Raw genomic sequence first — 14349 nt, forward strand, 5'->3', positions numbered from 1 at the left:
CCCGAATCCCCGTTTCGCCGGTTATGTCTACTAGCCGTAAGGCTCTTAAGCTTCGCTTAACCCTGTTTTTGCAGCCAAACCATGGGTTTGGCGAGTCTTTTAACGGCTCCGGCACGAGCCGTCCGCATCATTTTTTCATCTGACGCTTAATCAGACGCTTTGCCGGAATCGGCCTGAAAGCTCGCCAAAACCCTCAATCAGGGCCTCGGTGCCGTCCAGCGACTCCAAACGGGCGCTGACGTCCTTTAACCACGCCAGATTGGCCTCGCTGGACTCCTCGCCCAGGGCCAGCTCGGCATCCTTCTTTTCCCTAAGTAAGGCGTGTGTTTTCTGATGCAAGGCAACGAGTTGCTGCCAGGTGGAAAGAACGTCTTCCCGGGCGGCGCCGATCTGCACGCCCCATACCGCCCCGGTCGTGATCGCGCTGCCAACCCGTTGAAGTACTTGTGAAAATCCGCGCACTTCGAGATCGGCGCGCATTTTCTCGGCCTGTTCTTCGACATCGGGGGAATGGTGATGATCGCCGGCGAAGGCTGCAATAATACCGGCGCGGAGCTTGTTGGCCTCCGGATGGGCCAGTTCCAGGGCCGCCACCTCCTCCAGATGGTCGTGCAGCAGCCAAGGGTGGTTGATCAGGGATTGCAGAATCAGCGCCTCGCGGCGGGACATCGCGCTGCGCTGGCCGCGCATGATCGGGCTATTTGCAAGCTGGGGGCTCGCGGCCTGGTAGGGGCCGCGGTTGATGGTCTGGCTGGCGGAGTTCGCCTGCCCGCGGCCGCCATAGGGGGCCGCCCGGCCCGCCGGGCCCGGGGTGAAGGAGGCGCGGGAGGCAAAACGGCGGCCTGATTCGCCGGGTCGTCCTCCGCCGAAATTGCCGCCGCCGAAATTGCCGCGGCCATAGCCGCCGCGGCCGCTTTCGGGGGCAAAGGTGTTGCGAAGCCGCTCGGAGAGATCCTGGCGATAATAGCGCCGCACCACTTCGTCGCGGATGCCGTTACTGAGTTCGCCGATCCGCGCTTCCAGCGCCGCGCGCCGCTCCGGCGTTGCAAACGTGCCGCCTTCGATCTCGCGCGACCACACGATATCGGCGAGACCACGCGCCGCCGAAATCACTTCCTCGATCGCAGCGCGGCCGCCGGAGCGCGCGAGGTCGTCGGGGTCCTGTCCCTCGGGCAGCAGCGCAAAGCGCAGGCTCTTGCCGGGCTTGAGATGCGGCAGCGCGAGGTCCGCGGCGCGCCACGCCGCTTTCTTGCCGGCCTTGTCGCCGTCGAAACAAAGGATCGGCTCGTCCGCCATCTTCCACAGCAGCATCAGCTGGTTTTCGGTCAGCGCGGTGCCGAGCGGCGCGACGCTGGCTTTGAAGCCAGTGGTGACCATCGCGATGACGTCGACATAGCCTTCGACCACGATCAAGGACGCGCCGTCATGCGTGGCCTGCCGCGCGGTGGCGAGGTTGTAGAGATTGTCGCCCTTGTGAAACAGCGGGGTTTCCGGCGAATTCATGTATTTGGCGGGGACGTCCTTTTCCAGCGCCCGGCCGCCGAAGGCGATCACACGATTACGGACATCGGTGATGGGAAACATCACGCGGTCGCGGAATTTGTCGTACGGCACCGGAATGTCTTCGCCGCCGTTGAGCAGCCCCGCCTCGACCATGTCCTCGGTCGGGATGCCCTGCGCGCCCAGATATTCCTTCAGTGCAAAGCGTTCGCCGGGCGCATAACCAATGCGAAATTGCAGCTGCGTCGCCGGCGAAATCGCGCGGTCGGCAAGATAGCCGCGCGCCTTGGCGCCGCCCCGCGAAGCCAGCGTGTCGGCGAAGAATTTGGCGGCAAGCTCCATCACGTCATACATCGTCCTGCGGCGCTGCTCGTGCTTTGCCGCATCCGGCGTCACCGCCGGGAGCGCCATGCCGGCCATCGAGGCGAGGCGCTCGACGGCCTCGGTAAAACCGACGCCCTCGGTCTCCATCAAAAACGAGATGATGTCGCCATGCTTGCCGGAGGAGAAGTCGTGGTAAAAACCCTTCTGGTCGTTGACCGTAAAGGACGGCGACTTCTCCTGCTGGAACGGCGACAGCCCCTTCCACTCCCGCCCCGCCTTCTTCAGCTTGACGCGCCGCCCCACGACTTCGGAGACCGGAAGCCGGGCGCGCAGTTCTTCGAGGAATTGGGGCGTAAAGCGCATGGGTGAATTGGGGCCTTGAGTCGCTGGTCCGGATTCTAGCACGTTGGCCAACCGGCCATGGATATAGGGACGCGCCGGTAAAATACGAAGCTAATTGGCTTTCTCGCCGCTATTCACAGGCCCTGTTATCCCGGATGGCCCAGATGACATCTTGAACCCGGCCCGGTTCCACGCTTCCATGTCGCCATGTTCACGACCTTCAGAGGCGGGCAAAGCGGGGCCTGGCAGGTGGTGTCGCAGGCCGCGGTCAAGGGCGCGGGGCTGTTGCGGGCGCCGGCGCTCTCCGTTGTCCAATCCCCCTCGATCGCGCTGCCGATCCTGCCCTCGCAGACCTCCTGGCGGCTCGCCGGGGTCGCGAGCCATGTGCGCTATACCGAGCGCGCCGAGAAGGAAAAGCTGGTGGCGGCGCAGGCCGGGCTCGGGCGCCCCGAAGCGACCTGCGCGGCGCTGATCCCGATCAAGAAGAGCGCCGCGTGGTGGGACCTGACGCAGGAAGAGCGGCGCGGGATTTTCGAGGACAAGTCGCAGCACATCGCCGCCAGCCTGAAATATCTCCCAGCGATCGCCCGCCAGCTCTATCACTGCCGCGACCTCGGCGAGCCCTTCGATTTCCTGACCTGGTTCGAATACGACCCGGCGAATGCCGCGCTGTTCGATGAACTGGTCGCGACGCTGCGCGCGACCGAGGAATGGACGTATGTCGAGCGCGAGGTCGATGTGCGGCTGGAGCAGGAGCCGCTCGGGGCGGGGTAGCCGTCCTCCATCCTCGTCATGGCCGGGCTTGACCCGGCCATCCACGTCTTCGGTCAACACGAAAAGACAGACGTGGATGCCCGGGACAAGCCCGGGCATGACGGATTCTACTGCTCCAGAAACTTCCCCGAAGCGATGCGCGGCAGGCCGGTGACCGGCCAGTTGTAGACATACGTCCACGCCTCGCTCGCGCTGCCGTCGGCGAGCGTGACGTTCAGCATCTGCCTGACATATTCGGTCGGCGCCTGAAAGCCCGGGCCGCAGGCCTCGTACATGTCGAACTCGCCGAGCAACGCATCGCGGTCGCGCAGGCGATACAATTCGCCGGACACGATGTCATCAGACTCATTCGAGAGCACCAGCCCGGGATAGTGCTTGATGAGATAGAGCCGGCCGCGGCACGTGGCCTCGCCGATGAAATCGGCGCTGCGCGACAGCAGCTTCGCCATCGGATGGTCGAAGCCGCGCATCAGGGTGCCGTAGACGAAGAGACGGTCGGAGATCATGGGCTGCTTATAACCGTCATTCCGGGATGGTGCGCAAGCACCAGACCTCAGGTGCGCCAATTGCGCACCGGGGAATCTCGAGATTCCGAGTTCGATGCTTGCGCATCGCCCCGGAATGACGGGGCGTCGACAATCAAGCCACCACCACCTCGTCGCTGACGACGACGAATTTGACGAGATCCATGCGGCCAAAACTCGTGGTCAGCGCGACGTCGGCGGCGTCGCGGCCGGTGCCCATCAGGATGCGGCCGATCCGCGGGTGATTGTGCCGGGCGTCGAAGGTGTACCACTGGCCGGACAGGTAGACCTGAAACCAGCCGGAGAAATCCATCGGCGCGGGATCCGGCGGAATGCCGATATCGCCCATATAACCGGTGCAATAGCGCGCCGGGATGTTCATGCAGCGGCAGAAGGTCAGCGCCAGATGGGCAAAATCGCGACACACGCCGGCGCCCTGCTCGTAGACGTCATGCGCCGACTTCATGTGATGCGCATGCTGGTAGCCGAAGGTCACATGGTTGTGGACGAACTCGACGATCGCCTGCACCCGCGCCCAGCCCTCGGGCGTGTTGCCGAACAGCGACCAGGCGATATCGGTGAGCTTGTCGGTCTCGCAATAGCGGCTCGGCATCAGATATTGCAGCACCCCGTCGGGCAACTGGTCGATCGGGATCTGTTGCGCGGTCGGCATCACAATATCGGGCAATCCGGAATCGCGAACCAGCGCGCTGCCGCGCAAGGTCACGCCGCCGCTGGGGGCCACCAGCCGTCCGCAGACATTGCCGAAGATGTCGCGATAAAAACCGATCGGCACGTCAGGCTCGGCGACAATGCTTTCCGTGCCGACGATGTCGGAAAAACGCGACGGATGGATCGAGAGCATGATCACCATCGGCGTCGGCTGCACGGCCGCATAGGCGATCTCGAAGCCGACCTTGATCTCCATGATCAGACCTTTTCCGGCTGCGCTTCGTCAATGACGGAGACGACGTTGATATTGACCTCCATGCCGACGAAGGCGTCCGCCGAGCCGAGATAGGCGCCGTGCAGCGGGATAGCCTGGCGCGGATCGCGCGCTACCGCGACACGAATGAGGTCGCGGGTGCCGATGATGCCATTGGTCGGATCGAACTCGATCCAGCCCGCGCTCGGCAGATAGACCTGCACCCATGCATGCGTCGAGCCGCCGCCGACATAACCATGCGCACTGTCGCCGGGAATGAAGAGATAGCCGGACACGAATCGCGCGGCGATGCCGAGCCGCCGCAGCGCCTCGATCATGAACAGCGCATAGTCGCGGCAGGTGCCCGACTTCGTCTGCAGCGTATCGAGAGGATGCTGCGTGCCCTGCTCGTGACGCTTGCGATAGGTGAAAGCTTCGCGGATGCCATGGGTCATGCCGCTGAGAATGTTGTAGGTCCGCGTCGGCCCGTCGGATTCGAGAAATCCCCGCGCCCAGAACGACAGATCCCCGTTCGGATCGCCATATTGCGGCGTGATGAACTGCACCAGGTCGGGAAACTCTTCATCGTCGTACTGGAAGGGATAGAAGTAGGCCGGGTCATCCGCGGTCAGCGCGAATTCTTCCGCCGGGTTGTGCTCGATCGTAGCCATCGAAGTAAACGACAGCGTCTGCGCGCGCTCGTCGAAGGTCGCGATCGCGACGCTGTTGCCAAACACGTCATGGATCCAGCGCAGCTGCATCGGCTGCGGCTCGATCTCCAGGCTGCCGGACAGCACGCGCAGATCATGGCCGTCGCGCGGACGCAGCATGATGCGGTGTTCGCCGAACGCCACCGGGTGCGTGTAGCGATATACGGTCTTGTGGTGAATCGTGAGTAACGGCATCGTCAAACAATCATCGTGATTTTGGGCCGGCTAATCTATACAAAAACCTGCTCATTTGTAGACCGATATGCCGCTTCGATAGGCAATACGTAAGGAAAAATGGCATTGAATCGCGTCGGCGACACATCATTACTCCTGGGGCCTGCGGATGTTCCCCCGGTCCGCGAATATAATGATTCGGGACGCTCGCCGTTTCTGCTCACTTGTGACCATTACGGACGGCTGATTCCGCAAGCGCTCGGCGATCTCGGATTGCCGGAAAGCGAACTCGTGCGGCACATCGCCTGGGACATCGGCATCGCCGGGGTCGCCGAGATGCTGTCGAAACATCTCGGCGCGCATCTGATTGTGCAGCGCTATTCGCGGCTGGTGATCGACTGCAACCGCCCGCCTGATGTCGCAAGCTCGATCCCGCTGATCAGCGAAACCACGACGGTCCCCGGCAATGAAGGCATCGCGCGAGAAGCCGCGGAATTGCGCCGAACGCAGATCTTCGATCCCTATCACCGCCGCATCGGCGAGATCATCGATGCGCGCCGGCAACGGAAGATGCCGACGATACTGGTCTCGCTGCACAGCTTCACGCCTGTCTATGCCGGCATCGCGCGTCCCTGGCACATCGGCACGCTCTATCAGCGCGACAAGCTATTGCCGCCGCTGCTGCTGCAATTGCTGCGCGCGGAGCCTGATCTGGTAGTCGGCGACAACGAACCCTACGCGGTCAGCGATGACACCGACTACACCATCCCCGTTCACGCCGAGGCGCGCGGCCTGATGAACACGGGAATCGAAATCCGGCAGGACCTGATTTCGGATCAGGCCGGTGAGAAAGCGTGGGCCGACCGGCTGGCGCGGATTCTTGGTGAGGTCGAGACGATTTTTCGGTCGCGGCAGGTAATTTAGATTCACGGATCAATCGCATGACCCTTACCCTCCCCTGGAGGGGGAGGGTCGACTGCTCCGGCGATGCGCAGCATCGTCCGGTGCAGGCGGGGTGGGGTGACAGTCTATCACCGACGGCAGTGCTTCATTGGCTCGCACTTATTCAGCGACGTTACGATGGACTGTTACCGGACTCATTTTCATCTCGTTCGCGGATGGATCACCCCACCCCGCTCGCTGCGCGAGCGACCCTCCCCCTCCAGGGGAGGGTGAAGCAGCGCTGCCGAACCGTGAATCGTTATGAGGCGGGTATCGAAGCCGACCTATGGCGTGCCCAATTTATCTAGCCGCTCGCGGGCTTCTTGCTGCCGCTGACGTTCGGCGTCGGTTTTCGCGGGCAGTTCGATACACTTTCGATAGTCCGCCGCGGCCCGTTTGGAGTTGCCCATCTCCTCGAACGATGCGGCACGGCCGAACCATGCCAAAGGCCAACCGGCATTGATATCTATCGTGCGATCGAAGGCAGCAATGGCTTCGCCGTGATGCCCGATAGCTCTCAACTGATTGCCTCGCTGCATATACAGCGCGGCCACCATCATTCGATCGAGGCGCATGGCACTGTCCATATCGACGGTCGAAAGTTCGCGTTGACCGACGGCTTGATGGGCCATTGCCCTGCCGAAATGCGCCTGCACCAGATCGGGGTCGCGTCCTATGGCTTCGTCGAAATCGCGTATCGCAAGCTGGTGTTCACCTTTGGCGTCGTAGGCCAGGCCCCGTTCCAGATACAGCCCGGCAATATCGGGATTGATGCGGAGCGCGGCGTCGAGATCGGCGATGGCGCGGTCATACTCGCCGCTAACCCTGAGCCCGATGCCTCTGTTGGCGAGCGCATTGAAGTCTGCGGGATTTGACTGAAGGATTTGCGTGCATGAATCGATCCGGCCGGACTGGCAATCTTTTCTGATATCAGCCGCCACGCAGGTCGTTGCGCTGAAAAGGATCAGCAGAACTGTCAGGGATCGGCGGCTAAGGATCTGCGAAGGTCGCACGGGATTTTCTCTTGTGATGAGCGGCAAGAGTACGACAGGCCAGGCGTGCTCACTGTGATTGCGCTCACAGACCTTGAGGGAGAAGCGACATCGAGGGCTCTTCAGGCAACCTAGCCGTGGAGGGCGACGTAATAGGTCAGCCCCGCAAACCCCAGCACCAGCAGCCAAAGGAACCACACGAACGACGCGCGCGGCTCCAGTGTCGCTTCGGACGGATTGGCGGGATTGACCCAGACCTTGACCCTGGCGCCGTCCTGATAAGGCGGCGTGAGTTTTCGCGTCAGCCAGTCCGAGCTCGACGCGACGTTGCTGGAAAGGGTTGCGTGCGTGCCGGTGTAGGACTGGTCGTTGTAGGTGTACGTGTAGAGCACCTTGCGCTGATACATCATCAGCCCGCGCGCCCCGTCGTCGGTTCGCGCGGCGCGGTATTGCTCGAGACCGGACAGCTTGATGATGCCGGATACGACCGGCCATTTCCCGGCGAGCCGTGCCTGCCGGTGCATCGCGAGCGCGAACAGCGCGATCACACTGCCGAACGCGCCGAAGGCAATGACCATTGGCGACGCTGTTGGATGGGCCAGCTTTGTCGAGACGAATTCGCTCAGTTTGTTCAGCCCGATCGCCGAGCCAAACACGATCACGAGCGTGATCGCGGTGCCGATGCCGAGACAGCCCCACAAACCCTTGGGCAGGTCGCGTTCCAGCACCGCTTCCTTTGGATTCCGCGGATTGTAATAGACTGTCACGTCGGCGCCGACCGGATATCTGGCGATGGTCTCGGCGACCTCGAAATTGCCGAGGTCCTCGCCGATGCTGACGCGGTTGTTGCGCAGCGTTTTGCCGGCCACGGAATATTCGTAGATGATGTTGGCGAAGTTGCGCTGCTCGGTGCGATAGCCGCCTTCCCGGTTGCTATCGATCACCCTGACCTCGCGCACCTGGGCGTGCGAGGCCGCGATCTTGCCGGCCGCCGACGGCCATTCCCGGGCGGCGCGCACCTGCAGCGTCTTGTAGACCGCGGCGGCGAGCAACAGCCCGAGCGGCGCGAGCAGCATCGCATAGACGAACCAGGGCAGATCGGGCACGGAGATTTTTCCTCAGACGACGGCGCGTTGCATTAGACGCGTGATCGCCGCCCGCGGTTCAAGCGTGCTATTTTGCCCGGGTCAGCGCCAGCCAGATACCGCCGCCGATCATGAAGCCGCCTGAGATCCGCGACACCAGCCGTGTGCGCTCCGCCGAGAAGAAAAGCCGGGCCCGGCCGGCGAGCAGCGCATAGACCGCGTCGGTCATGGCGGCAGTCACCATGAACGTCGCGCCGAGCAGCGCCACTTGCGGGAAGTGGTCCTGCTTCATGTCCATGAACTGCGGAATGAAGGCGCCGAAGAACACCAGCACCTTGGGGTTCGAGAGCAGCACCAGGAAGCCCTGCAGGAAGAAGCCGCCGCGCGGCGGCGGTGGCGGTTCGTCTGACTTGATGCCCTCCACCGGCTCACGAACCAGCTTGATGCCGAGCCAGATCAGATAGGCCGCACCGGCGAAACGCACCCAGTCGAACCAGTAGCCCATCGTCGCCATCAGCGAGGTCAGGCCGACCGCGACGATGCCGATCACGATGGCAAGGCCGACCTGGGCGCCGGCGACATTGATCAGCGCCGCGCGGGTGCCGTGGCGCAGGCCGTTGGCGATGATGAGCGTGACCACCGGACCGGGCAGCAACGCTAGCGCGATGCAGGCAGCGACGAAAGCAAGATAGACCTGGAGGGACATGGGGAACTCGGGGTGGGAGGGAGCTTACGCCATTTATGCACGTGAACGGGGGAGATGGAAGCGGTGCAATTTCTTCCTTCTCCCCTTGTGGGAGAGGGGTGGCGCGCGAAGCGCGCCGGATGAGGGGTCTGTCTCCGCGGATAGAGACCCCTCATCCGCCTTCGCTGCGCGAAGGCACCTTCTCCCACAAGGGGAGAAGGGAAGAGGAGCAACCTGACCATCCCCCATCGCAACCTCCAACCAACGCGCCAAAACCACGCCCTTGACATGCAACCATATGGTTGCCTATTATCCCACCATGGATGAGGTCTTCCGAGCGCTGGCCGATGCCTCGCGACGCGCGCTGCTGGACAGGCTTCATGCCAGGAACGGACAGACACTGAGCGAACTGTGCGACGGCCTCGCCATGACGCGGCAGGCCGTGACAAAGCACCTCGGGATTCTCGAAGCGGCCAACCTCGTCACCACGCTCAGGCATGGCCGCGAGAAGCTGCACTACCTGAATCCGGTTCCGATCCATCAGATCGGCGAACGCTGGATCAGAAAATTCGAGCGCAACAAGCTCACCGCGCTCAGCGAATTGAAACGGCAACTGGAGAAGCGTGATGAGTAAGGTGGAATTCGTCGCCCGCCTCGGCATCGAGGGCGTGCCATGAACATCAACAAATTCAAACCCGCGATCGTCTACACCATCTACATCGCTGCCACGCCGGAGAAGGTTTGGCAGGCGCTGACATCGGCCGAGTTCAGCCGGCAGTATTTTTCCGGCTTTGCGATCGAGGCCGACCTGAAGATCGGCGGCGCTTTCATCGCCCGCGCGCCTGACGGTTCGGTGCATATCAGCGGCGAAGTGATCGAATGCGATCCGCCACGGAAATTGACCGTAACCTGGAACGTCAACTGGCCGGCACTGGTGGAAAAACTCGGGCCCACGCTCGTGACCTACGAGATCGAGCTGTCGGGCGAGGTGGTGAAGCTGACGATGCTGCAATCGCACGACCGCGCCATCAGCGACGACATCCTCTCCGGCGGCCGCCAGGGCTGGCCGGCGATCCTCTCCAGCCTCAAGAGCGTGCTGGAGACGGGTCAGCCGCTCGCGATCAAGATGGCGCCGCCGCAGCGCATGCTGGACGCGCTGGAGGCGATGGGGATCGGGACGCCGTAGTGCCGGCACACAAGTCGTCGTCCCGGACAACTTCTTTCGTCGTCCCGGCGAACGCCGGGACCCATACGCCGCGGCGTTCGTTGTTGAGGAAGGTATCTAACGCCTGCGCTCTCACCGATGGGCCGCGGCGTATGGGTCCCCCGATGCGCAATTGCGCATCTGAGCTCAAGGCCGGGACGACGACGGAGGTTGGCGCTATCCTGGTGCCGCAACCCGCGCCCTCCCCATCACCCGCCCTGATTGCGATAGCCGAACAGAGTCTGTAGGGTCGCTCCGAGGGATTCCCATAGAAGCCATTTGAAAACTGCCGGCCCGGCTTGTCGCAAGGGGCATTTGCCATCCCTCCGGCGGACGGAGCGGCACACGATTACCGCACATTACTAGTTAAAAATGAAACTGTCTGATTCGAGCGCGAAAATTACGGACCGATGAGCCTGCGCACCCGGCTACTGATACTCGTTATCGCGGCCATGCTGGTGCCGGCCATCCTCGTGGGACTGCGCTTCGCCCAAAATCGCACCAGCGAGATCAACGCGGCGCTCGCCAATTTGTCGGCTACGGCCGACGATATTTCCAAGGATCTGGACGAGAAAATTCAGGGCACGGCGCAGCTTCACTATGGCCTGGCCCGCGCCCGCGACCTCGACACGTCAGACAAGGTGGCGTGTTCGGCCTTCCTCTCCGCGGTGCGCGAGGAATACCCGCAATTCACCGGCATTCTGACCATCACGCCTGACGGCGCCCTGTTCTGCGACTCGCTGCGGACCAACCGCACCCTCGACTTGCGGGACCGCGCCTATTTCAAGCAGGCCCTGACGGCGCACGGTATCGTCACGCTGGAGCCCGTATTCGGCCGGCTGACCGGGACCTCCGTGTTGCAGATCGCGTACCCCACTCGCACGGAATCCGGCGAGCTGAAATTCATCCTGCTCGCGTCGTTCAACTTGCGCAAATTCGCCGAGTACGACACGCGCCTCCTGAACGGCAAAGACGTGTTGCTGGTTGACAGGAAAGGCACCGTCCTGGTTGCCCCGCAGGGGAAGGGATGGACCGAGCCCGCCGGTGCATCGATCGCAAACTCGGATCTGTTCCGGTTTGCGGCCGCAGCTGACCGAGGGCCGTTCCACGAGATGAAGGACGCTGAGGGCCGGACGCATGTGTGGGCCATCGCCCGCTCGCCTTCGACCCGGGATGCCGGCCTCTATATCATGGTGGGATTGCCCAAGGACGGCCTGTTTGCCGCCGCCAACCGCCGCCTCTACGAGGATCTGGCGATGCTTGCGGTGGCCTCGCTGCTGCTGCTTGCCGGCGTATTGCTGCTGGCGACTTTGGGTGTCGGCCGTCAGGTCGGACGGCTCGCCGGGATGGCGCGGAGGCTCGGACTTGGCGACTTGAGCGCGCGGATTCCCGAGCCGCATCCAGGCGGCGAACTGGGCGGGCTGATGACGCTGCTCAACGGCACCGCCGAGTCGCTCGAGCGGCAGCGCGCCGCCATCGACGAGCTCAATCAAAAGCTCAGCCAATCCCAGAAGATGGAGGCGATGGGTCAACTCACCGGCGGCGTCGCGCACGATTTCAACAATCTCCTGACCGTCATCCTGGGCAACGCGGAATACCTCGCCGAGAAGCTGGCCGCGAACCGGGAACTGCACAGCATCGCCGACAGCATCGCAACCGCCGCCGAGCGCGGCTCGGACCTCACAAGGAGCCTGCTCGCCTTCGCCCGCAAGCAGCCCTTGACACCGCAGGACATCGACATCGGCCAGAAAATTCTCGGCATGGAACAGTTGCTGCGGCGGACCCTGGGTGAACATATCGAATGCGAATTCCTGCTCGATCGGGACTTGTGGCGCGCCAGCGTCGATCCCGGTCAATTGGCGTCCGCGCTGCTCAATCTGGTGCTCAACGCGCGCGATGCGATGCCGCAGGGCGGCAAGCTGACGGTCGAGGTCCGCAATATCGCGCTCGAGGAATCCGACCTCGACGTCAATGGCGAGGCCCGGCCCGGCGAGTACGTCAAGGTTGCCGTGACCGATACCGGCAGCGGCATGATTGCCGAAGTGGCCAGCCGCGCCTTCGAGCCGTTCTTTACCACCAAGGAGGTGGGCAAAGGCACGGGCCTCGGCCTCAGCATGGTCTATGGGTTTGCAAAACAATCCGGCGGCGCGATGCAAATACGCTCCGAGCCGGGACGTGGCACCGCCGTCAGGCTTTTCTTCCCCCGCATCAATGCGCCGCACAGAGGCGCCGCGCCGCCCGCTGACCAGCTCGCCGCGCATGCCGGCACCGAGACCATTCTCGTTGTCGAGGACAATGATCTGGTGCGTGCGTATGTTGCAAAGGAGCTGAAGGAGCTTGGCTATCGCGTCATCGTGACACGCAACGGGCGCGAGGCGCTGGAGGTATTGCGCCAACGCAGCGAGATCGATCTGCTGTTTACGGATGTCGTGATGCCCGGCGGCATGTTCGGACCGGAGCTTGCCAGGGAAGCATCGCGGCTGCGGCCCGAACTCAAGATACTCTTCACCTCCGGCTACACCGAACATCCCGTCCAGCCGCTCGACGGCCTCGACAGTGAAGCGAAAATTCTGAACAAGCCGTACCGGCGAAACGACCTGGCGCTGATGCTGAGGTTGGTGCTGAAGGGGGGTTGAGCGGCTCGAGCATGATCCGGAAAAGTGGGAACCGGTTTTCCCTCGCGACAAACGCGCAGCGTTTGCGCGGAGATCATGCTCAAACAAAAAGCTAGAGCGGGATGATGAAGCGAAGAGAAATCATCACGCTCTAGGAGGACAGCAGCAGGAAGACCACGACAAGATTTGCCACGAACAGTATCGCGTCGATGACAAAGATCCGGAGCATCGGGCCCTTCAACACGGGCCAGTATGCCACCCCGACGCGTCCCCCGCGCATCAGGACCGGAAGGTTATAGGCGAACTGACTGAAGTGACACGCGGCAAAGAACAGGAATAACGCAAGCTGCGCGTCATCAGCCCCAAAGAAGGGCGGCCGGGCCAGCAGATACAGCGACAAAAGGGCGATTGGCAGATTGATCCCGCCCAGGAACGCCACGCTGGCCGACAAGGTCGGCGCGATCGGGTTTCCGCGCTCCTCCCGGGACAGCAGTATTTTCAGCGTATTGCTCTGGGCAATGCTGAACTGGATGAAGGCGCCGCTGAACCAGAGTGTGTTGAGAAGCAGAACGAAATCCGAAAATCGCATCGTTACTTTCCGTACATGGCTATTTTCCGTAGAAGGCCTCGCTGCGCACCACACGGCCGGCAGCGTCGAAGTCCATGAACTCGCTGGCGCGCGTGTCGCCCAGTTGCCACCAGACCGTCAGGCGCGCGATCGTGTCGTCCCAGCTCCAGCTCAGGATTTTCAGATCCGCGCTCTCGATGTGTCCGTATGCCTTGCGCCAATAGGCGCGAATGTTCTCAAGCCCCGCGACCACAGGGGAATCCGTCAGTTTGATCGCCAACGGGGAGCGCATCTCCGCGTTGTCGGCAAAGTGCGACACGACAGCGTCGATATCAACCTTGCACCAGCTTGCGCACCACGCCTCGACAAAGCGTCCGGCGGCTGCCCGGTCCATCGTCTGCTTGCTCAAGCTCCCGCACCTCCCCGGAATCACTGCAGGAAAGTTGTCACGGCACGATCTTCAAGTCAACTGTATTGACCTTAGAAATCAATTGTTGTCGGCGATAGCCTCCATGACGGCCATCCACGCGGCCGCGCCACGCGGGCCGACACGATCAAACGCCTCGCTCACGACCTTGCGCTCGTAGTCCGATGCCCGTTGTTCCGTGCGTTTTCCTGATTCCGTCAGCCGCAGCAATTTGGAGCGATGCTGCTCGGGCGACCGCTTCGAGGTCAGCAGTTTTCGCTCCAGCAGCAGGTTGAGCGGCCGGTTCAGGGCTTGCTTGGATATGCCGAGAATTTCGATCAGCGAGCCGATCGAGACGTCGGGCTGCCTGGCAACCACGTAGAGAATACGGTGGTGCGGGCGTGACAGGCCAAGGGTCGCAAGATACTGATCGGCGGAAAGCGTCATCCCGCGCCAGCCGTAGTACATCAGCTCCAGCGCCGCGTCCAAATCATGGAGCTTCTTGAGCGAGGCGCGGTGCAAGCCCGCGGCGTGAGGAACAGTTTTTTGCATTTTCCTACCGCAAAGAATTGACCGAAC

15 protein-coding genes are annotated in these 14349 nt (G+C 62.6%); 5 read left to right on the top strand and 10 right to left on the bottom strand.

Annotation, left to right across the window (positions count from 1 at the left end):
* Nucleotides 1–150: 150 nt before the first annotated feature.
* Nucleotides 151–2187, bottom strand: a complete 2037-nt coding sequence (gene dnaG, locus JQ600_RS10050) for a DNA primase (protein ID WP_212489887.1) — start codon at nt 2185–2187, stop codon at nt 151–153.
* Between the two features lie 186 nt (nt 2188–2373).
* On the opposite strand from dnaG, the gene JQ600_RS10055 reads away from it, so the two are divergent.
* Entirely contained in the window at nt 2374–2940 is a 567-nt protein-coding gene (locus JQ600_RS10055) for a chlorite dismutase family protein (RefSeq protein ID WP_212489888.1), read from the top strand.
* A gap of 107 nt (nt 2941–3047) precedes the next feature.
* Here JQ600_RS10055 and JQ600_RS10060 read toward each other — a convergent pair whose 3' ends face one another.
* From JQ600_RS10060 to JQ600_RS10070, 3 genes are all read right to left on the bottom strand, one after another.
* Entirely contained in the window at nt 3048–3446 is a 399-nt protein-coding gene (locus tag JQ600_RS10060; RefSeq protein ID WP_212390176.1) for a gamma-glutamylcyclotransferase, read from the bottom strand.
* A 133-nt stretch (nt 3447–3579) separates the two neighbouring features.
* Nucleotides 3580–4392 carry a transglutaminase family protein gene (locus tag JQ600_RS10065; protein ID WP_212489889.1) on the bottom strand — a complete coding sequence of 271 codons (813 nt, stop codon included), beginning with the start codon at nt 4390–4392 and terminating at the stop codon, nt 3580–3582.
* 2 nt (nt 4393–4394) lie between these two features.
* Nucleotides 4395–5294, bottom strand: coding sequence for a transglutaminase family protein (locus JQ600_RS10070; protein WP_212390177.1), 900 nt, complete (start codon nt 5292–5294; stop codon nt 4395–4397).
* Between the two features lie 99 nt (nt 5295–5393).
* Here JQ600_RS10070 and JQ600_RS10075 point away from each other — a divergent pair, with 99 nt between their 5' ends.
* Nucleotides 5394–6197: an N-formylglutamate amidohydrolase gene (locus JQ600_RS10075; protein ID WP_212390178.1), complete on the top strand. Its 804-nt coding sequence runs from the start codon at nt 5394–5396 to the stop codon at nt 6195–6197.
* Between the two features lie 302 nt (nt 6198–6499).
* Here the strand turns inward: JQ600_RS10075 and JQ600_RS10080 are convergent, their stop codons facing one another.
* From JQ600_RS10080 to JQ600_RS10090, 3 genes are all read right to left on the bottom strand, one after another.
* Nucleotides 6500–7228: a tetratricopeptide repeat protein gene (locus JQ600_RS10080; RefSeq protein ID WP_212390179.1), complete on the bottom strand. Its 729-nt coding sequence runs from the start codon at nt 7226–7228 to the stop codon at nt 6500–6502.
* A 110-nt stretch (nt 7229–7338) separates the two neighbouring features.
* Nucleotides 7339–8313, bottom strand: coding sequence for a DUF3592 domain-containing protein (locus JQ600_RS10085; protein ID WP_312011059.1), 975 nt, complete (start codon nt 8311–8313; stop codon nt 7339–7341).
* Nucleotides 8314–8380: 67 nt separating this feature from the next.
* Nucleotides 8381–8998 (bottom strand): LysE family translocator, encoded by a 618-nt coding sequence (locus JQ600_RS10090; RefSeq protein WP_192736723.1) that lies wholly within the window; start codon nt 8996–8998, stop codon nt 8381–8383.
* 298 nt (nt 8999–9296) lie between these two features.
* On the opposite strand from JQ600_RS10090, the gene JQ600_RS10095 reads away from it, so the two are divergent.
* The 3 genes from JQ600_RS10095 (at nt 9297) to JQ600_RS10105 (ending at nt 12817) form a co-directional block, all read left to right on the top strand.
* Complete coding sequence (locus JQ600_RS10095) at nt 9297–9611, top strand: helix-turn-helix transcriptional regulator (RefSeq protein ID WP_212263105.1); 315 nt, start codon at nt 9297–9299, stop codon at nt 9609–9611.
* A gap of 39 nt (nt 9612–9650) precedes the next feature.
* Nucleotides 9651–10163: an SRPBCC family protein gene (locus JQ600_RS10100; RefSeq protein WP_212390180.1), complete on the top strand. Its 513-nt coding sequence runs from the start codon at nt 9651–9653 to the stop codon at nt 10161–10163.
* Nucleotides 10164–10591: 428 nt separating this feature from the next.
* Nucleotides 10592–12817 carry an ATP-binding protein gene (locus tag JQ600_RS10105; RefSeq protein WP_212390181.1) on the top strand — a complete coding sequence of 742 codons (2226 nt, stop codon included), beginning with the start codon at nt 10592–10594 and terminating at the stop codon, nt 12815–12817.
* Nucleotides 12818–12947: 130 nt separating this feature from the next.
* On the opposite strand, the gene JQ600_RS10110 is transcribed toward JQ600_RS10105, so the two are convergent.
* The 3 genes from JQ600_RS10110 to JQ600_RS10120 form a co-directional block, all read right to left on the bottom strand.
* Entirely contained in the window at nt 12948–13385 is a 438-nt protein-coding gene (locus JQ600_RS10110) for a hypothetical protein (RefSeq protein ID WP_212489890.1), read from the bottom strand.
* Between the two features lie 19 nt (nt 13386–13404).
* On the bottom strand, nt 13405–13758 hold the full coding sequence (locus JQ600_RS10115) for a nuclear transport factor 2 family protein (protein ID WP_212390241.1): 354 nt from the start codon (nt 13756–13758) through the stop codon (nt 13405–13407).
* A gap of 93 nt (nt 13759–13851) precedes the next feature.
* Nucleotides 13852–14322 carry a MarR family winged helix-turn-helix transcriptional regulator gene (locus JQ600_RS10120; protein WP_212263108.1) on the bottom strand — a complete coding sequence of 157 codons (471 nt, stop codon included), beginning with the start codon at nt 14320–14322 and terminating at the stop codon, nt 13852–13854.
* Nucleotides 14323–14349 lie beyond the last annotated feature (27 nt).

This window comes from Bradyrhizobium sp. AUGA SZCCT0176 (assembly GCF_018130145.1).
GTDB lineage: Bacteria > Pseudomonadota > Alphaproteobacteria > Rhizobiales > Xanthobacteraceae > Bradyrhizobium.

What these genes read in the sequence shown, in the direction of transcription:
- dnaG (WP_212489887.1), bottom strand. Translation starts at nt 2,187, where the DNA reads ATGCGCTTTACGCCCCAATTCCTCGAAGAACTGCGCGCCCGGCTTCCG.
- JQ600_RS10055 (WP_212489888.1), top strand. Translation starts at nt 2,374, where the DNA reads ATGTTCACGACCTTCAGAGGCGGGCAAAGCGGGGCCTGGCAGGTGGTG.
- JQ600_RS10060 (WP_212390176.1), bottom strand. Translation starts at nt 3,446, where the DNA reads ATGATCTCCGACCGTCTCTTCGTCTACGGCACCCTGATGCGCGGCTTC.
- JQ600_RS10065 (WP_212489889.1), bottom strand. Translation starts at nt 4,392, where the DNA reads ATGGAGATCAAGGTCGGCTTCGAGATCGCCTATGCGGCCGTGCAGCCG.
- JQ600_RS10070 (WP_212390177.1), bottom strand. Translation starts at nt 5,294, where the DNA reads ATGCCGTTACTCACGATTCACCACAAGACCGTATATCGCTACACGCAC.
- JQ600_RS10075 (WP_212390178.1), top strand. Translation starts at nt 5,394, where the DNA reads ATGGCATTGAATCGCGTCGGCGACACATCATTACTCCTGGGGCCTGCG.
- JQ600_RS10090 (WP_192736723.1), bottom strand. Translation starts at nt 8,998, where the DNA reads ATGTCCCTCCAGGTCTATCTTGCTTTCGTCGCTGCCTGCATCGCGCTA.
- JQ600_RS10095 (WP_212263105.1), top strand. Translation starts at nt 9,297, where the DNA reads ATGGATGAGGTCTTCCGAGCGCTGGCCGATGCCTCGCGACGCGCGCTG.
- JQ600_RS10100 (WP_212390180.1), top strand. Translation starts at nt 9,651, where the DNA reads ATGAACATCAACAAATTCAAACCCGCGATCGTCTACACCATCTACATC.
- JQ600_RS10105 (WP_212390181.1), top strand. Translation starts at nt 10,592, where the DNA reads ATGAGCCTGCGCACCCGGCTACTGATACTCGTTATCGCGGCCATGCTG.
- JQ600_RS10110 (WP_212489890.1), bottom strand. Translation starts at nt 13,385, where the DNA reads ATGCGATTTTCGGATTTCGTTCTGCTTCTCAACACACTCTGGTTCAGC.
- JQ600_RS10115 (WP_212390241.1), bottom strand. Translation starts at nt 13,758, where the DNA reads ATGGACCGGGCAGCCGCCGGACGCTTTGTCGAGGCGTGGTGCGCAAGC.
- JQ600_RS10120 (WP_212263108.1), bottom strand. Translation starts at nt 14,322, where the DNA reads ATGCAAAAAACTGTTCCTCACGCCGCGGGCTTGCACCGCGCCTCGCTC.